The organism is Rhizobacter sp. P3_C12 (assembly GCF_056402735.1).
The window spans coordinates 1-17,987 of record NZ_JBFUGW010000132.1 but is presented as its reverse complement, the minus strand read 5'-3'; the positions used below and the strand labels follow the sequence as shown (position 1 = coordinate 17,987).

At 71.1% G+C, this 17,987-nt stretch carries 12 protein-coding genes, 1 tRNA gene and 1 pseudogene; 13 read left to right on the top strand and 1 reads right to left on the bottom strand.

What is annotated here, in order from left to right; all coding sequences use genetic code 11:
- From AC1DXV_RS19785 to AC1DXV_RS19770, 4 genes are all read left to right on the top strand, one after another.
- The coding region (locus AC1DXV_RS19785; protein WP_477935112.1) for a ferritin-like domain-containing protein at positions 1-935 on the top strand (935 nt) is incomplete at its 5' end.
- 17 nt (positions 936-952) lie between these two features.
- Entirely contained in the window at positions 953-2,878 is a 1,926-nt protein-coding gene (gene selB, locus AC1DXV_RS19780; RefSeq protein ID WP_477935110.1) for a selenocysteine-specific translation elongation factor, read from the top strand.
- Positions 2,879-2,888: 10 nt separating this feature from the next.
- Positions 2,889-2,981, top strand: a tRNA-Sec gene (locus AC1DXV_RS19775).
- A 34-nt stretch (positions 2,982-3,015) separates the two neighbouring features.
- On the top strand, positions 3,016-4,140 hold the full coding sequence (locus AC1DXV_RS19770) for a Fic family protein (RefSeq protein WP_477864931.1): 1,125 nt from the start codon (positions 3,016-3,018) through the stop codon (positions 4,138-4,140).
- A 21-nt stretch (positions 4,141-4,161) separates the two neighbouring features.
- On the opposite strand, the gene AC1DXV_RS19765 is transcribed toward AC1DXV_RS19770, so the two are convergent.
- Complete coding sequence (locus tag AC1DXV_RS19765) at positions 4,162-6,474, bottom strand: winged helix-turn-helix domain-containing protein (RefSeq protein ID WP_477864930.1); 2,313 nt, start codon at positions 6,472-6,474, stop codon at positions 4,162-4,164.
- Between the two features lie 247 nt (positions 6,475-6,721).
- Here AC1DXV_RS19765 and AC1DXV_RS19760 point away from each other — a divergent pair, with 247 nt between their 5' ends.
- From AC1DXV_RS19760 to AC1DXV_RS19720, 9 genes and pseudogenes are all read left to right on the top strand, one after another.
- Complete coding sequence (locus tag AC1DXV_RS19760) at positions 6,722-8,551, top strand: DUF1592 domain-containing protein (RefSeq protein WP_477935108.1); 1,830 nt, start codon at positions 6,722-6,724, stop codon at positions 8,549-8,551.
- Entirely contained in the window at positions 8,548-10,038 is a 1,491-nt protein-coding gene (locus AC1DXV_RS19755; protein WP_477864928.1) for a DUF1552 domain-containing protein, read from the top strand. The genes AC1DXV_RS19760 and AC1DXV_RS19755 overlap by 4 nt, the downstream gene beginning before the upstream one ends.
- Before the next feature lie 4 nt (positions 10,039-10,042).
- On the top strand, positions 10,043-12,616 hold the full coding sequence (locus AC1DXV_RS19750) for a choice-of-anchor D domain-containing protein (RefSeq protein ID WP_477864927.1): 2,574 nt from the start codon (positions 10,043-10,045) through the stop codon (positions 12,614-12,616).
- Complete coding sequence (locus AC1DXV_RS19745; RefSeq protein ID WP_477864926.1) at positions 12,616-13,116, top strand: TlpA family protein disulfide reductase; 501 nt, start codon at positions 12,616-12,618, stop codon at positions 13,114-13,116. Before AC1DXV_RS19750 ends, AC1DXV_RS19745 begins: the two co-directional genes overlap by 1 nt.
- Before the next feature lie 23 nt (positions 13,117-13,139).
- Complete coding sequence (locus AC1DXV_RS19740) at positions 13,140-13,349, top strand: DUF4266 domain-containing protein (RefSeq protein ID WP_477864925.1); 210 nt, start codon at positions 13,140-13,142, stop codon at positions 13,347-13,349.
- The gene (locus tag AC1DXV_RS19735; RefSeq protein WP_477864924.1) at positions 13,336-14,511 is read left to right on the top strand and encodes a DUF3570 domain-containing protein; all 1,176 of its coding nucleotides are present in this window, start codon (positions 13,336-13,338) and stop codon (positions 14,509-14,511) included. Before AC1DXV_RS19740 ends, AC1DXV_RS19735 begins: the two co-directional genes overlap by 14 nt.
- Before the next feature lie 20 nt (positions 14,512-14,531).
- The gene (locus tag AC1DXV_RS19730) at positions 14,532-15,848 is read left to right on the top strand and encodes a glycoside hydrolase family 5 protein (protein ID WP_477864923.1); all 1,317 of its coding nucleotides are present in this window, start codon (positions 14,532-14,534) and stop codon (positions 15,846-15,848) included.
- Positions 15,849-15,886: 38 nt separating this feature from the next.
- Positions 15,887-17,584, top strand: a complete 1,698-nt coding sequence (locus AC1DXV_RS19725; RefSeq protein WP_477864922.1) for a glycoside hydrolase family 6 protein — start codon at positions 15,887-15,889, stop codon at positions 17,582-17,584.
- 55 nt (positions 17,585-17,639) lie between these two features.
- Positions 17,640-17,987: pseudogene (locus AC1DXV_RS19720) on the top strand (hypothetical protein); the annotation flags it as partial.

Sequence of the window (17,987 nt, the reverse complement as noted above, 5' to 3'; positions counted from 1 at the left end):
GCCCCGCAAGCGGCGAGGCCACCGCCCCCGAGGCGCGCGCCGATTGGGGCCTGGCCGCGCGCGGCGCGACGGTGGAGGCCGGCAGCCCGGCCTTCTCGTTCGGGCTGCGACAGCGCCACGAGCTGTGGGCCGCCACCGCCGGCGAGCTCTACGCGCAGGCCGCGGCCGCGCAGTGGGATCCGGCGACCGCGATCGACTGGGAGGCGCCGTTCGAGCTCGCCCCGGAGATCGAGGACGCCGTCGTGCAGGTGATGACCTACCTGGTCGAGAACGAGAACGCGGCGCTGCTGGTGCCGGCCCGGCACCTCGGGCAGATCCATCCGCACTACCGCGAGGTGCTGCAACTGCTGGCGCTGCAGTGCGCCGACGAGGCACGCCATGTCGAGGTGTTCACGCGCCGCGCCGGGCTGCGCGGGCGGCCGCCGGCCTTGTCGACCGCCGGCGGGCAGGCCTCGCTGCGCACCTTGTTCGACGCACCGGATTTCTCGACGGCCACCTTCCTGCTCTCGGTGCTCGGCGAAGGCAGCTTCGTGAACCTGCTGAACTTCCTGCACGAGCACGGGCCCGATCCGGTCACGCGCCAGGTCGCGCGGCTCGCGGCGCGCGACGAAGGCCGGCACGTGGCCTTCGGGATGGCGCACCTGGAGTACCGCCTCGCGGTCGAGCCCGACTACCAGGTGCGGCTGCGCAATGCGATCGAGCAGCGCTTCGATGCGCTGGCCAGCACGGCGGGGCTGAACGAGGAGGTGTTCGATGCGCTGGTGCTGCTGGCCGCGGGCGCGTTGACGCCGGACGCGGTGGCGCGCGGGCATGCGGCCGTGCAGCAACTCAAGCGCGAGATGGCGGCCGGCCGGCGTGCCCGGCTCAGCCGGCTGGGCTTCGAGCGCGGCGAGGCCGAGCGGCTGGCCGAGCTGCACACGCGCAACTTCATGTAGCCCCCGGACGCCTGGACATGATCGTCGGCACCGCAGGCCACATCGACCACGGCAAGACCACGCTGGTGCGCGCGCTCACCGGCGTCGACACCGACCGGCTGCCGCAGGAGAAGGCGCGCGGCATCTCGATCGAGCTCGGCTACGCCTTCCTCGACGTGCCCGGCGACGACGGCACGCCGCGCATCGGCTTCATCGACGTGCCCGGCCACGAGCGCCTGGTGCACACGATGCTGGCCGGCGCGACCGGCATCGACTTCGCGCTGCTGCTGGTCGCCGCCGACGATGGCGTGATGCCGCAGACGCGCGAGCACCTGGCGGTGCTGTCGCTGCTGGGCCTGTCGCGCGGCGCCGTCGTGATCACGAAGACCGATCGCGTCGATGCAGAGCGCCTTTCGCAGGTGCGCGACGACGTGGCCGCGCTGCTGGCCGGCACGCCGCTCGCCGCATCGCCGGTGCTCGCCGTCTCGGCCCCGACCGGCGAGGGCTTGCCGGCCTTGCGTGAGCTGCTGTTCGCCGCGGCCCGCAACACGCCGCCGCGCGACGGCGCGAGCGATGCCTTCCGCCTCGCGATCGACCGGGCGTTCACGCTCGACGGCGTCGGCACCGTGGCGACCGGCACCGTGCATGCAGGGCGCGTGCAGGTCGGCGACGAGCTGGCGCTCTGCCCCTCGCCCACCGGCCGCCACGCCCGCGTGCGCAGCCTGCACACGCAGAACCAGGCGGCGACGCAGGCGCATGCCGGCCAGCGCTGCGCGGTGGCGCTGGCCGGGGTCGACAAGCACGAGGTGGCGCGCGGCCAGTGGCTGGTGTCGGCCGGCGCGAGCGTGGCCACCGACCGGCTCGATGCGCTGCTGACGCTGTGGCACGGCGAGCCGCGCCCGCTGCGCTCGGGCACGCCGGTGCATGTGCACCTCGGCGCGAGCGACACGATGGGCACGGTGGCCGTGCTCGCGGGTGTCGACGCCGCGGCCGACAGCCTCGCCCCCGGTGGCCGCGCCTTCGTGCAGGTCGTGCTGCATGCGCCCATCGGCGCATGGCGGAGCGACCGCATCGTGCTGCGCGACAACTCGGCCACCCGCACGATCGCCGGCGGCGTGGTGCTCGACCCGTTCGCGCCGGTGCGCTACCGGCGCACACCGCAGCGGCTGGCCGAGCTGGCGGCCTGGTCGCAGCCGACTGCAGCGCAGCGCTTCGAGGCCTTGCTGGTCGCCGCGCCGCACGGCCTGTCGCGCGAACGCTGGGCGCGTGCCGAAGGCCTCGCCCCGCAGGCCGCGGCCGATGCGCCCGACTGGACCCTGGGCCCCGCGCAACGCGCCACCGCACGCAGCGCGGTGATCGACACGCTGCGCCGTTTCCACGCGAGCGATCCCGACGTGCCCGGCCCCGATGCCGCCCGGCTGCGCCGCCTAGCCTGCCCGCGCCTGCCGCCGCCGCCGTGGAGCGCGCTGCTCGCCGCGCTGCAGGCCGAGGGCGTCGTCACGGTGCGCGGCGCGTTCGTGCACCTGCCCGAGCATGCGCYGCGCCTGTCGGCCGCCGACGAGCGCATCGCGCAGAAGGTGGCGCCGCTGCTCGCGACCGCCGGCTTCGACGGCAGCTGGGTGCGCGACCTCGCCCGCGACACGCGCGAGGGCGAGGTGCTGATGCGCACGACGCTCGCACGGCTCGCGCAGCGCGGCGAGCTGCACCAGGTCGCGAAAGACCTGTACTGCGCGCCGGCCACGATGGCGCAACTGGCCGCGCACGTGCGCAGCGTCGCCGCGGGCGATGCCGACGGCGCCGTCACGGCCGCGCGCTTTCGCGACGCCACCGGCCTCGGCCGCAAGCGCGCGATCCAGATCCTCGAGTACTTCGACCGCATCGGGCTGCTGCGCCGCGTCGGCGACGAGCACCGGTTGCGCAGCGACACCGCGTTGTTCACAGGCCCTGCGATGACGATGCGCTGAATGAAACACAGGAGGGGAAGCGTCCCCGGTGGGACGGCCGGGCTTCAAACCCGGTGGGTGGCGCCATGCGCCGCCGGGTGGGTTCGACTCCCATTCCCCTCCGCCCGCCTGCGGCGAATCCAGGGCTTAATCACCGCATGCAGCGCGGAGAAAACCTCTACATCTGGCAGGCGGACGACTGGCCGCAGTGGCGCCATGACCTGTCCGCGCTCGCTCAGCCGCGGGCGGACGTGAGCCATGGCCTGGGGGTTCTGCTCGGTCGCCTGGCCGATGTCGAGCCGGCGCTGCGCGATGAGGTCAATCTGGCCGCGCTGACCGATGACGTGCTCAAGACCAGCGAGATCGAGGGCGAGGTGTTGGACGTCGCCTCGGTCCGCTCGTCGATCGCCCGTCGGCTCGGCATGGACATCGGCGCGCTGGCGCCGGTGGACCGGCATGTGGAGGGCGTCGTCGAGATGGTGCTCGATGCCACATCGCGCAGCACCGAGCCCCTGACCGCCGAGCGGCTGTTCGGCTGGCATGCGGCGCTGTTTCCGACCGGCTACTCGGGCATGAGCAGGATCAGCGTCGGCCAATGGCGCGACGATGCGAGCGGGCCGATGCAGGTCGTCTCCGGCCCCGCGAACCGCCACAAGGTGCATTTCCAGGCACCCCCCGCCGCGTCGCTGCCCGCCGAGATGGCGCGGTTCCTCGCCTGGGCCAACGACGACACCGGCGAGCCCGCGCTGATCAAGGCGGGCCTCGCCCACCTGTGGTTCGTGACGCTGCATCCGTTCGACGACGGCAACGGCCGCATCGCACGCGCCGTGGGCGACCTGTTCCTGGCCCGTGCGGACGGCAGCGGACAGCGCTTCTACAGCCTGTCGGCGCAGATCCAGCGCGAGCGCAAGGACTACTACGACATCCTCGAACGCACGCAGAAGGGCCCGATGGATGCCACCGGCTGGCTGGCCTGGTTTCTCGGCACGCTGGGCCGGGCCGTCGCCACGGCGCAGGTCACGCTCGACGGCGTGCTGGGCAAGGCGCGGTTCTGGCAACACTGGGCCGGCACGCCGATGAACGAACGCCAGGTGAAGCTGCTCAACCGCCTGCTCGACGGATTCGACGGCAAGCTGACCAGCAGCAAGTGGGCGGCCATCGCCAAGTGCTCGGCGGACACGGCGCTGCGGGACATCGCGCAGTTGCTGGCCCTGGGCGTACTGCGCAAGTCGGCAGCGGGCGGGCGCAGCACCGCGTACGAGCTGGCGAGCTCCGCTTCCTGACGCGGTGTCAGCGCCGCCAGCTCACAACCACGTCACCACGCACGGCGCGCGCGGCACCTCCACCGCCCGCTGCCCCTCATAGCAGCCGCCCAGCTCCAGCAGCCACGCCGGCAGCGTGCCGTCGACGCTCGCCGCCAGCCGCGCATGCGTCGCGCGCGCCTCGCCGCTGCGGCCTTGCGCGTGCAACAGCCGCGCCGCCACCGCGAGCCCGGCCGGGTGCTCGTCGAGCCAGGTCTCCAGCCCGCGCAGCAGTTCCACCGCCTCGCCCGAGCGGCCCTCCTCGATGCACAGCCACGCGCCATCCAGCCGCGAATGCGCGTTCCACCAGCCGAGCGGCGTCACGTCGCGCCCCTTGCGCAGCAGCGCGATCGCGCGCTCGCGGTCGCCACGCGCCAGCGCCAGCTGCGCCTGGCTGTGCCACAGCGCGCCCTGCAGGTTGCGGTCGCGCGCCAGCTTCGTCAGCGATGCGATGCGGCCACAGGCCTCGTCCGCCGCGTCGAGCTGCCCGTCGTGGATCAGCGCACCGGCCAGCAGCGGCAGCACGAAATGCAGCTGCATCTCCTGACCCTTCGCGGCCGCCTCGTCCGCCGCCTGCGACAGCCGCCACGCCGCCTCGCCCACCTGCCCGATCGCGAGCGAGTAGTGCGCCCGGCCGATCAGCCGGAAGCCCTCGTTGCGCGGCCCGTCGCCGGTGTCCACCGATTCCAGGATCGACAGCACGCGCGCCAGGCTGGTCGGCTTGCGCAGCTGCCGGTACACACCGCACAGCAGCATCGCCGACACCGCCGAGTCGGTCGGCACCTGCAGGCTGCGCGAGATCGCGAGACCCGCCTCGCCATGCTCCTCGGCCATGCGGAAATGCCCCAGGCTCGCACTCGAGTTGGCCACGTTGCATTCGGCTCGCGCCTGGCCCACCAGCACGCCATGGTCGCGGTACAGCGACGCCGAGCGCCGCGCATGGTTCCAGGCCTGCACCATGCTGCCGGTCTCGCCCTCGATCACCATCCGCAGCGCCAGGATGCGCAGCTGGTCGAACACGCTGCCGCTGCCGTTGCACAGCATCTCGGCCCGGTCCACCAAGGCCGAAGCCACGGTGAAATCGAATTCATTGATCGCGATGCCGGCCCGCAGCAGCGTGGTCGCGACCACCGATTCGCGCGCCGCCTTGCCGGGCGCGCTGTGCAGCGCTTCCTCGAGGTGGTGCTTGGCCTTGTCGTTGACGCGCCGGCGCACGTGGGCCTGCGCCAGCTCGAAGTGCACCGCGGCCTCGGCCGCCTGGTTCGGCTCCTCGCGCAGGCGCGCCAGCAGCACGTCGCCGAGTTCGAAGGCGGCGCTGTCGTCCATCGCCACCAGCGCGCGCAGGCGCTCCACCTGCGCGCCGAGGTGCGCCGGCTCGAGGCGCAGCACCTGGTCGAGCAGCTCCAGCGCGAGCGTCCATTTCTGTTCGGCGATCGCCTGCAGCGCGCGGCCGAGCACGCTGTCGCCGGCGTCCGGATGCAGCTCGGCCGCCGCTTCGCCGGGGAAGAAGCGCGTCTCCAGCCAGCGCACCAGGTTGCGGCCGAGGTTCGGCAGGCCGGTGGCGGCGAGCATCGTGCTGTCGGTGCGGCCCTCGCCGACCAGCGTGCAGCGCAGCTCGAAGCGCAGCGGCCCGCCGTGCACCTCGACGCGCGCCACGTGCCGCACCGCGAGCAGCCGCGCCAGGTCGTCGGCGCGGTCGGCGAAGCCGGATTCCTTCGGCACCGCCTGCAGCGCGTTCAGCAGCGACGGGATCGAGCTCACCTGCATGCGCGGGTGCGCACCGAGGTCGCGCACCACCAGCGACAGCAGCCCGAGCTCCAGCCAGTCGAGGTCGCCGCTGCCGGTCAGGTTCTCGAACGGCAGCAGCGCGAGCGAGACCGGCGCGGTCACGGTGGCGGCCGCCACCGGCGCGAGGGCCGACCCGGATGACGGCAGCGGATCCGGCTGCGCCGGCGACGGCATCGCGGGCAGCACGGCGGGCACCATCGGCGGCGCCAACTTCTCGCGCACCTGCCCCATGAAGCGGTAGCCGGTGCGGTGCACGGTCTTGATCAGCTCGCCGGTCTCGCCGTCGTCGCCGATCACCTTGCGGATCTTCATCACCGCGCGCGCGATCACGCTGGCCGTGACGAAATCGAAGGACCACAGCTTGTCGAGCAGCTCGTCCTTGCTGACGATGCGCCCGCGGTGCCGGATCAGGTAGACCAGCAGCTCGAACGGCCGCGGCTCCATCGCCTGTTGTGTGCCGGCCAGCAGCACCTCGCGCGTCGCTACGCGAACTTCGCACTGGCCGAAAACGAACACCTCGTTGTCCATCAACTCCCTCACGACTCCGGTGCCGACCCCGGTACATGCCGGGGTCTTGATGCCCTCGCATTCTGCCGGCAGGCCAAAAAACGTCTGTTTCAACTCGTCACCGTTACGCCTGTTGCGCTCGGTTGCGTCCGCGTTTTCTCCTCGTACAGGCACACGTCAGTCACACCTCCGTCAATTCTCCTGAGACCGTTTTCAACAGAATCGCGCCCCGAAGCCCCCTGAAACCAGCCATCCAACCGAGAGCACCATGCGATCCCACCTCCTGGCCCTCTGTGTCGCAGCACTCGCGGCGGCCTGCAATGGCGACTCGAGTGAATCGACGCCCGCGGCGGCCGCGCCGCCCACCGGCAACGGCGGAGGCAACGGCAACGCCGTGGTCGTGCCCGCCGACACCGACCCCCATGCGCAGATCGCCGCCGTGACGATCAAGGCGGTGACGCCCGGTGATGTCGCCGGCCCCGGTTGCAGCGCCGCCTCCAAACCACGCCGGCTGACGCGCGACCAGGTGGTCAACGCGCTGACCGACGTCACCACCGCGCTCACCGGCGATGCCACGCTCGCCGCGAGCGTCGGGCCGCTGGTGCGCGACACCACGCAGTTCCCGCCCGACGTGCCGGTCGACCCGTCTACATCTCGACACAAGGGTTACGAACGCCTGGACACCGGCGTGAACCTGCGCCAGGTGACCGCGCTGCACGACACCGCCGAGACGCTCGCGAAGTCGATGACGGCCGACGCCAACCGCTTGAACACGCTGCTGGGCACCTGCACCGGCACCGCCGATGCGTGCGTCACCGGCTTCATCCGCAAGGCCGGCCGGCTGCTGTTCCGCCAGCCGCTGACCGATGCCGAGGTGAACGTGTACCGCACCGCCGCCGGCAATGCCGCGACGCAGGCCTCGGTGGCCAAGGTGCTGGGCACGATGATCGCGTCGCCGAAGTTCTACTTCGTCGTCGAGAAGGGGCAGGCCGCCACCGATGCCAACGCAACGTGCGTGTCGCTCACCGCGCACGAGCAGGCCACCCGGCTCGCGCTGCACTTCTGGAACTCGGTGCCCGACGCCGCGCTGAACACGCTGGCCGATGACGGCTCGCTGCTCAAGCCCGCTGTCTTCACCGCGCAGATCCAGCGCCTGATGGCCGACAGCCGCTCCGACCGCGCGATGCGCGACTTCTTCGGCGGCTGGTTCCGGCTGCAGGAGCTGGTGGCACTCGACGGCAAGGTCGGCGACCCGAAGTTYGATGCCTTCGCCGGCAGCTTCAAGGCGCTGCCGACCTCGCGCGACGCAGCCGTGAACGAGGTGCTGGACATGGTCTCGTACCTGGCGGCGCGCAACGCCTCGCTGCAGCAGGTGCTGACCGACCGCCACTCGTACGCGAAGACGGCCGACATCGCCTCGCTCTACAAGACCGCGGTGTGGGACGGCAAGTCCGCCCCGCCGCTGTTCACCGAAGCCTCGCGCGTGGGCCTGCTCACCCGCATCGGCTACATCGCCCAGGGCTCGACCGACACGACGCTGCCGATCTCGCGCGGCAGCCGCGTGCTGTTCGGGCTGACCTGCGAGGCGATGCCGACGCCGGCGATGGACCAATCGAACTCGAAGGCGGATCTCACGGGCGTGCTGACCACTCGTCAGCGCGTCGAACGTGTCACCGAGATGGAGGGCACCTCGTGCATCGGCTGCCACAAGACGCAGATGAACCCGTGGGGCTTCGCCTTCGAGGGCTTCGATTCGCTGGGCCGCGCGCGCAGCACCGAACGCGTGCTCGATGACAAGGGCGGGCTGCTCGGCGAGAAGCCGATCGACACCGCCGCGCTGGTGCGGCTGGCCGACGGCTCGTCGCGCGCCGTCGCCTCGCCGGCGGCCACGCAGCAGTACATCCTCGACAGCGGCCAGTTCGAGCGCTGCTTCGCACGCAACTACGTCCGCTACAGCTTCGGCCGTCCCGAGACCGCCGCCGACGGCGCACTGATGGAAGCCCTGCGCGTGCAGGCCGCCAACGGCGCCAACCTGCGCAGCCTGTTCGCATCCGTCGCGCTTCGCACCGAGTTCACCACGATCCAGAGGGCGCAATGAAACCCGCATTCAACCCCTTGTCGCGCCGGCAGTTCCTGCTCGGCGCCGGCGGCACCGCACTCGCGCTGCCCCTGCTGCCTTCGCTGCTGCCGCGCGAGGCGCGCGCCGCCACCGAGGCAGCCGCCTCGGCCGAGCGCTTCTTCGTGCACACCACCACCTGGCACGGCGTGTTCCAGAGCCAGTTCTTCGGACCGCTGCTCGACCAGGCGCCTGCGGCAACGCAGAGCTACGGCGGCATCACGATCCGCCAGGCCCAGCTCGCTGCCGCGGCCAAGGCCTCGGGCGACATGACGGTGATCAGCGACATCCTGCGGGCGAAGAGCTCGAAGCTGACGGCACGCATGTTGTCGAAGCTGAACATCATCAACGGGCTCGACTTCGCGGTGGGCAGCGGCCACAACCGCGGCGGCACGCTGGGCGGCGACGCCACCAACCCGACCATCGACCAGGTGCTGGGCAGCTCGAGCAGCTTCTACCCGACCGCGGTGCTGCAGCCGGCGATCGTGCGCAACCTGGTGTCGCTGTCGAAATCCGGCACCGCCACCGTGCAGACCACGCCGACCGCCGAGAGCAACGTCAAGCTGTTCGATCGCCTCTTCAAGAACGCAGGCGGCGGTGGCACCCCCACGCCGACGCCGACCGACAAGACGGTGCTGGTCGACCGCGTGAAGGAACACGCCGACCTGGTGATGGCCGATGCCTCGTGCTCGGCCGACTGCAAGTCGCGGCTCGGCGACTACCTCGACCTGCTGAACCAGGTCGAAGGCAAGCTCGCGCAGACGCCGGTCAGCAGCACCTTCCAGCGCCCGACCAGCGACACCTCGTCGCTGGAATCGGCGGCCGGCTTCTATGGCCAGCCGCCGAGCCAGGCGCAGGTGGAGCAGCTGTGGAACGACATCGTGGTGGCCGCCTTCTCGGCCGGCATCAGCCGCGTCTACGTGAACGGTTCCACCTCGTACACCTTCGGCCCGGAGCCGGAACACGCCTGGCACAACGACTACGCGCACGCGCTGGACGACAGCGCCAAGCGCGCCGGCTTCAACGCCGCGGTGCAGCTGCAGTTCGAGAGCTGCATGCTCGACATGGCCGCGAAGATGGACCAGGTGAAGACGGCCGACGGCAAGACGCTGTTCGACAAGGCGCTGATCGCGAGCGGCTTCGAGCTCGGCTCGGGCGGCAACCCGGGCCACCACCACAACCGCTGCATCCCGATCATCGCGCTCGGCGATGCCGGCGGCTATTTCAAGACCGGCCAGTCGCTGGACTACCGCGACCTGAACTCGTTCAACTGGTCATCGGACCCGCACTGGTACTCGGGCCTGCTGTACACGCAGTGGATGGGCATGGTGCTGCGCGCGATGGGCGTGAGCACCAGCGACATGAACACCACCGCCTGGGGCTACCCGAACGTGCGCGGCGCCAACGGCGACCACACCGACGCGATCTGGTCGGTGGCCGGGCAGGACCTGCCGTGGATGAAGGCCTGATGCGATGAAGCGCACCTTCCTTCACCTCCTCGCGGCGCCGGCGTTGGCGCTGGCCGCCGCCGGGCCCGCTCTGGCGCAGAGCGCCAGCAACGGCCAGATGCTGTTCACGACCACGCTGGTCGCCGGCAAGCAGAGCTGCAGCAACAGCGCCTGCCACGGCACGATCCCGGCGAACCCGCTGAACCGCATCGCCAACGGCACGAGCGCGTCCAACATCAAGGGCATCATCGTGACCAACACGCAGATGAACTTCCTGCAGGGGAAGCTCACCGATGCGCAGTTGAACGACCTGGCGGCCTACATCGGCCAGCAGCTCGGCCGCACGCCGAGCTACCTGCCGACCACGCCCGAGCCGGCACCGTCGGTCAGCCCGGGCAGCCTCACTTTCACGAGCCAGGCGCTCGGCACCACCAGCGCCGCGCAGACCTTCTCGGTCAACAACTCGGTGGGCGCGGGCGCGGCCCTGGTGATCAGCAGCCTCGGGCTCACCGCGGGCAGCGATTTCGCCATCAGCGGCGGCACCTGCAAGGTGGGCACCTCGCTCACCGCCGGCACCGCCTGCTCGGTGACGGTGACCTTCAAGCCCACGCTCGCCGGCACGCGCTCGGCCACGCTGACCGTGGGCCACAACGGCGCCACCGGCAGCAGCACCGCGACGCTCTCGGGCACCGGCGCCGACAGCTCGCCGACGGTGACGCTGTCGCCGACCACGCTGAGCTTCTCGCAGACGGTGGGCGCCAGCTCCGACCCGCTGCGCGTGACGCTGGGCAACAGCGGCACCGCGGCGCTGACGGTCAACTCGCTGACGGTGAGCGGCGCGCAGGCCGCGGAGTTCGCGATYGCCTCGGCCTCGACCTGCAAGGCCGGCACCAGCGTCGCCGCGGGCAGCAACTGCTTCATCGACATCGCCTTCACGCCGGCGGCCACCGGGGCGCGCGCCGCGAGCCTCGCGATCGCCCACAGCGGGGGCAGCACCGCTGCGACGGTGGCCTTGAGCGGCACCGGCAATGCGAACGCGCAGCCCGGGCTGGCGCTCGACGCGATCGTGCTGGACCTCGGCGCGCAAGGCCTCGCGACCACCGGTGCCGCGCGCACCGCGACGGTCACGAACAACGGCCAGGCCGACCTGAAGATCAGCAAGGTCAGCGCGAGCGGCACCAATGCCGCCGACATGGTGCTCGGCGGCACCTGTGCCGGCGCGACGGTGGCGCCGGCGGCGAGCTGCACGGTGACCGTGGCGCTGAAGCCGAGCGCGCTCGGCCCGCGTTCGGCCAGCGTCGAGATCGCGAGCAACGCGCCCAGCGGCACGGCCTCGCTGTCGGTCGGCGGGGTCGGCATCGCGATCGCGTCGCCGGAGCTGACGCTGTCGCAGCCGTCGATCGGCTTCGGCCAGGTGTCGATGGGCACGACCTCGCTGCCGCGCTCGGTGACGGTGTCGAACACCGGCAGCGCGGCGCTGCAGATCGCGAGCATCGTCAGCAGCTCGACCGAGTTCAAGGCCAGCCACGATTGCGCGGCCAGCCTGGCGCCCGGCGTGGTCTGCACGCTGACGGTGACCTACGCACCGGCGGCCGACAACGCGGCCGAGACGGTGACGATCATGTCGAACGCGTTCAGCTCGCCGAACAGCGTGGTGCTGACCGGCCAGGGCACGACGGCGGTGCTGCCGGTGCTGGCCTGGCAGGGCAACACCAACGCGCTGCAGTTCGCGTCGACCGAGGTCGGCAAGACGGCGACCGGCAGCCCGCTGACGCTGGTGAACAACGGGCCGGGGCCGGTGACGGTGTCGTCGATCGGCATCTCGGGCGCGCAGGCCAATGCGTTCTCGGTCGGCGGCGGCACCTGCGTCGGCGGCATCACGCTGGCCGCCAGCGCGAGCTGCACGGTGGTCGTCAGCTTCGTGCCCGACGTGGCCGGCATGCGCAGCGCGGTGCTGCTGGTCGCCTCGAGCGGCAGCAACCCGCCGGATGTCGCACTGAGCGGCAGCGGCGTGGCGGCCTCGACCGGGGGTGGCGGTGGTGGTGGAACGACGCCGCCTGACACCGGTGGCGGCGGTGGCACGACCCCGCCCGACACCGGCGGCGGTGGTGGCACGACTCCCCCGGCCACCGGCACGCTCGCGGTGGCGCCGACGGCCCTCGACTACCGCTCGACCACGGTGCGCACCGGTGCGCGCAGTGATCCGCTGACGGTGCGCATCTCCAACAGCTCGGCGGCGACCGCGACGATCTCGGCGGTGACGACGAGCGCCGGCTTCATCGTCGCGTCCGGCTCGGCCTCCGATGCCTGCCCGGGCGTGCCGTGGACGCTGGCCGCCGGCAAGTCGTGCACGGTGACGGTGGTGTTCGCCCCCGGCAGCGGCGGTGCGATGCACGGCACGCTGAAGGTGATGTCGTCCGCCGGCCAGGCCACCGAGGTGGCGCTGTCGGCCCAGGCCGAAACCCCATCGACCAACGAAGGCGCGGGCGCGCTCGATGCCCGCTGGCTCGCACTGCTGGTGCTCGCCATCGCGGCGCTGCAGGTGCGCCGCCGCAATCCCGTTCTTGTTTCTGCTTCTGTCTCGAAGGAAATCGCTTGATGAACCCGATCAACCGCTGGTCCGCCCTCGCGCTGGCCCTGTCCACCAGCCTCTTCGCCGCGCTGCCCGCGGCCGCCGTCGACGCCGGCACCCAGGCGCCCGAGTTCCAGCTGAACGGTTCGCGCAGCGCGGTGAACCTCGGCGCGATGAAGGGCAAGGTCGTGTACCTCGACTTCTGGGCCTCGTGGTGCGGCCCGTGCAAGCAGTCGTTCCCGTGGATGAACGAAATGCAGGCGAAGTACGGCGCGAAGGGCCTGCAGATCGTCGGCATCAACCTCGACTCGAAGCGGGCCGACGCCGACAAGTTCCTGGCCGAGGTGCCGGCGAGCTTCGTGGTGGCCTTCGATGCGCAGGGCGACACGCCGAAGCGCTATGGCGTGAAGGGCATGCCGACCTCGGTGCTGATCGGCGCCGACGGCAAGGTGATCCAGATGCACGCCGGGTTCCGCGAGGACGAGCGCAAGGCGCTCGAAGACGCGATCGTCGCGGCGCTGAAGTGACCGCTGCCATGACCAGGAAGACATTGACCGCCCTGCTCGTGCTCGGCGCCGCCCTCTCCGGCTGCTCCGTGCTGCAACCTCCGCAACCGTGGGAGAAGGGCCTGCTCGCGAAGCCGGAGATGACCCTCGGCGGCGACGCGCTCGAAGGGCGCTTCGACGTGCACATCCTGAACAGCAAGGAAGCGGCCTCGGGCGGCTCCGGTGTCGGCGGAGGCGGTTGTGGCTGCAACTAAGACGGCCCGCGTCGGCAACCTGGTCGCCGCGGCGCTCGCGCTGCCGGGCGTGCTGGCCGCGGGCGCGGCGCGCGCCGAAGACCCGCCGGAGCACGGCCTGATCGCGTTCAAGTACCTGCAGTACAAGGACAGCCAGGCCGTCAACGTGCGCTACCCGTACTACGACGGCAGCGAAGGCAGCCGGCTCAACCGCATCACCGTGAAGGCGCCGTCGCTGTACGTGATGGCGCCGATCGGCCGCTGGTCGATCGAGGGCTCGGGCGTGATCGACGACGTGTCGGGCGCGACGCCGCGCTACTACAGCGACGTGTCGGGCGCCTCGCGCTCGCCGGGCATGGAAGACAAGCGCAAGGCCGGCGACCTGAAGGTGACGCGCTACTTCGAGCGCGGCGCCCTCGCGCTCGGCACCGCGCACTCGAGCGAGAACGACTACAAGTCGAGCGCGCTGTCGCTCGAAGGCCGCGTCGCGACCGCCGACAACAACACCACGTTCAACATCGGCATCGCCGGCACGCGCGACCGCATCGACCCGGTCAACGCGGTCGTCATCGACGAGCGCAAGACCACCTCGGAGCTGACGCTGGGCGTGACGCAGGCGCTGTCGCCGCGCGACATCGCGCAGCTGAGCCTGACCTACTCGGTGGGCCGCGGCTACTTCAACGACCCGTACAAGCTGTACGACCACCGGCCGCGCGAGCGCGATGCGAGCATCGGCATGCTGCGCTGGAACCACCACTTCGAATCGGTGTCGGGCACGCTGCGCACGAGCTACCGCTACTACAGCGACACCTTCGGCATCCGCTCGAACACGCTGGAGACGGCGTGGGTGCAGCCGGTGTCGGAGCTGTTCTCGGTGACGCCGTCGTTCCGCTACTACACGCAGAACGCCGCGTCGTTCTACTACGACCCGGTGCTCGACACCGCGGTGTACCCGGGGCCGGTCGGCACGCCCGAGTTCTCGTCGGCCGACCAGCGGCTGTCGGCCTTCGGCGGCATCACGCTCGGCCTGAAGCTGGAGTTGCACTTCGGCAACTGGACCACCGACCTGAAGCTCGAGCGCTACCAGCAGCGCTCGGACTGGCGCCTCGGCGGCAAGGGCTCGCCCGGCATCGACACCTTCGACGCAACGATCGTGCAGTGGGGTCTCGCGACCCGCTTCTGACCCCTACGGAACCCTCGCCCATGAACGACATCCTTTTCCGTTCCCGCCGCGTGGCGCTGAGCGCCTTGCTGCTGCTCGCCGCCTGCGGTGGCGGCAATGACGATGCGCCGGCACCGTCGCCGGTGGGCGGGGGGGCGCCGGCGCCTGCTCCGGCTCCGGCTCCGGCTCCGGCTCCTGCGCCTTCACCAGCGCCTGCTCCCACGCCTTCGCCGGCACCGGCTCCCGCTCCCACGCCAGCACCGGCGCCTGCGCCGACTCCTGCACCCGCACCGGCTCCCACGCCTGCACCGGCTCCCGCACCAGCGCCCACACCGGCACCGGCACCTGCTCCCTCTCCGGCCCCCGCGCCTGCGCCGGCACCCGCCCCGGCCCCTGCGCCTGCACCCGCCCCCGCAGCGGCCACGCTCTCGTGGCGCGCCGTCAGCCTCGCCAGCGCCGAGTTCGCGCCCGGCAGCCTGCCCGGCACCTACAACACCGACTACGTCTACCCGTCGGCGTCGAGCGCGGCCTACTTCAAGAGCAAGGGCATGAACGCGGTGCGCCTGCCCTTCCTGTGGGAGCGGCTGCAACCGTCGCTGAACCAGCCCTTCGACGCAACCGAGCTGTCGCGGCTCACCACCTTCGTGCAGCAGGTCACCGCCACCGGCGTCACGGTGCTGATCGATCCGCACAACTACGCGCGCTACCGCGGCAACCTGATCGGCTCGGCGCAGGTGCCGAACGCGGCCTTCGCCGATTTCTGGTCGCGCCTGGCGACGCAGTTCAAGGGCAATCCGAACGTCGCGTTCGGGCTGATGAACGAGCCGCACGACATCGCGACCGAGCAGTGGCTCGCGGCGGCCAACGCCGCGCTGGCCGCGATCCGAACCACCGGCGCGACCAACGTCGTCACCGTGCCGGGCAACGCCTGGACCGGCGCGCACAGCTGGCTGCAGGACTGGTACGGCACCGCGAACGGCACCGTGATGAAGGGCATCGTCGACCCGGGCAAGAACATGGTGTTCGAGGTGCACCAGTACCTCGACGCCGATTCGTCCGGCACCAAGCCGGACTGCGCCAGCGCCACCATCGGCGCCGAGCGCCTGCAGGCCTTCACGACCTGGGCGCGCAGCAACGGCTACCGCGCCGTACTCGGCGAAGTGGGTGCCGCATCGAACGCCACCTGCGACCTGGCCGTGGCCAACGCACTCGGCCACCTGAAATCCAACGCCGACGTCTGGGCCGGCTGGGTCTGGTGGGCGGCCGGCCCCTGGTGGGGCAGCTACATGTATTCGATCGAACCCGCAGGCAGCACCGACAAGCCGCAGATGAACGTGCTGAAGCCGTACCTGCAGTGACCTGTTTTCTCTGAATTCAACACATCAAGGGACTCCACATGAAAAGCCAAAAACGCCAGCGCGGACGCGCCGGTGTGAGCCTGCTGTTCTCGCTCGTTCTCGCCGCCTGCGGTGGCAACGACAGCAATGACAACCCGGCACCGTCACCGACGAGCCATGCGCCGGCCCCGGCGCCCACCACCACGCCGTCGCCGTCGCCTTCTCCTTCGCCTGCCCCCGCACCGGCCCCGTCGCCCTCGCCGGCACCGGCGCCTGCGCCCACGCCGTCTCCCGCGCCGGCACCTTCCCCGTCGCCGGCACCGGCTCCGGCCCCCACGCCCTCGCCCGCCCCGGCGCCTTCTCCTGCGCCGGCTCCTGCGCCCGCACCAGCACCGTCGCCGGCTCCCGCACCGGCCCCTTCGCCTTCTCCGGCACCCGCTCCCGCACCGGCCCCGGCCCCGGCGAGCGATCTGATCACCACCGGCAACCCGTACGCCGACGCGCTGTTCTACGTGGACCCCGACTACGGCACCCAGGTCGCGCAATCGCTGACCCGCGTGACCGCCTCGGCCACCGACACCGCGCTGGTGAAGGCGGCCGCCAAGTTCCCGACCGCCGTCTGGCTGGACCGCATCGGCGCGATCGACGGCGCCAAGGCCAGCGGTGGCGCGATGGGCCTGGTCGAGCACCTCGACGCGGCCGTCGCGCAGCAGAAGACGCTGAGCGGCAGCACGCTGAAGCCGATGACGATCCAGCTCGTCGTGTACGACCTGCCCGACCGCGACTGCGCCGCGCTGGCCTCGAACGGCGAGCTGAGCTCGGCCAACGACGGCATGACGAAGTACAAGACGCAGTACATCGACCGCATCGCCGAGATCCTGGCGCGCCCGGCCTATGCCGGCCTGCGCATCGTCACGGTGATCGAGCCCGACTCGTTCCCGAACATGCTCACCAACATCGGCATCGGCAAGACGATGTGCGATTCGGTGAACAGCAAGGGTGTCTACGTGCAAGGCATCCAGTACACGCTGAACAAGCTGTCGACGCTGAAGAACGTGTACATGTACCTCGACATCGCGCACTCGGGCTGGCTCGGCTGGGACAACAACCGCGCCAAGGCCATCGACGGCTTCAAGACGCTGGTGAAGGGCGCGACGCCCAGCGGCAACCTCGGCATCATCCGCGGCTTCGCGAGCAACACCGCGAACTACACGCCGCTGGACGAGCCGTACTTCGACGGCACCGACGACAACGTCAAGTCGGGTGGCACGACCGAGTTCTACGAGTGGAACCGCATGATCGACGAGCTCAGCTACACCGACAAGCTGCGCACCGAGTTCGTCGCGGCCGGCTTCCCCGACACGCTGTCGTTCATCATCGACACCTCGCGCAACGGCTGGGGCAGCACGAAGCGGCCCACCAAGGCAGCCGCCGATGTGGATGACATGCGCATCGACCGCCGCAACCAGCGCGGCAACTGGTGCAACGTGAAGGACACCGGCATCGGCGAACGGCCCCGCGCCAAGCCGGATGCGAGCCGCCCGCACCTCGACGCGTTCGTGTTCGTCAAACCGCCCGGCGCTTCCGACGGCACCAGCGACAGCACCGCCAACACGCCGAACGCCGAAGGCAAGCGCTTCGACGCGATGTGCGGCTCGGCCAACGTCGACGCGCTGAGCGGCGCACCGCACGCCGGCCAGTGGTTCCACGACCAGTTCCTGATGCTGCTGCGCAATGCGTCGCCGGCGATCAAGTGACGGTCAGCGCATCCATGCCTTCGACATCCACGATATCCATCCAGGAACCACGCCGATGAACCCTTCCCATCGCCCCCGCGCCGCGGCCCTTGCCGTCGCCGCGCTGTTCGCCACCGTCGCCTCACCCGCCTTCGCCAAGGACTGGCCGTCCGGCTACTCGAAGTGCGCCGATGAAGGCGAGACCTGCAAGGCGGGCACCGCCAAACGCTCGGTCTCGTTCGGCATCAAGGACAAGTTCGTGACGAAGACGCTGTCGGGCAACATCGCCTGCACGACCGCGACCTTCGGCTCCGACCCGTACCCCGGCAAAGCCAAGAAGTGCGCCGTCGGCGCGGCCGCGGCGCCCGCCCCGGCTCCGGCACCGTCGCCCGCTCCGGCCCCTGCCCCCGCACCGGCTCCGACG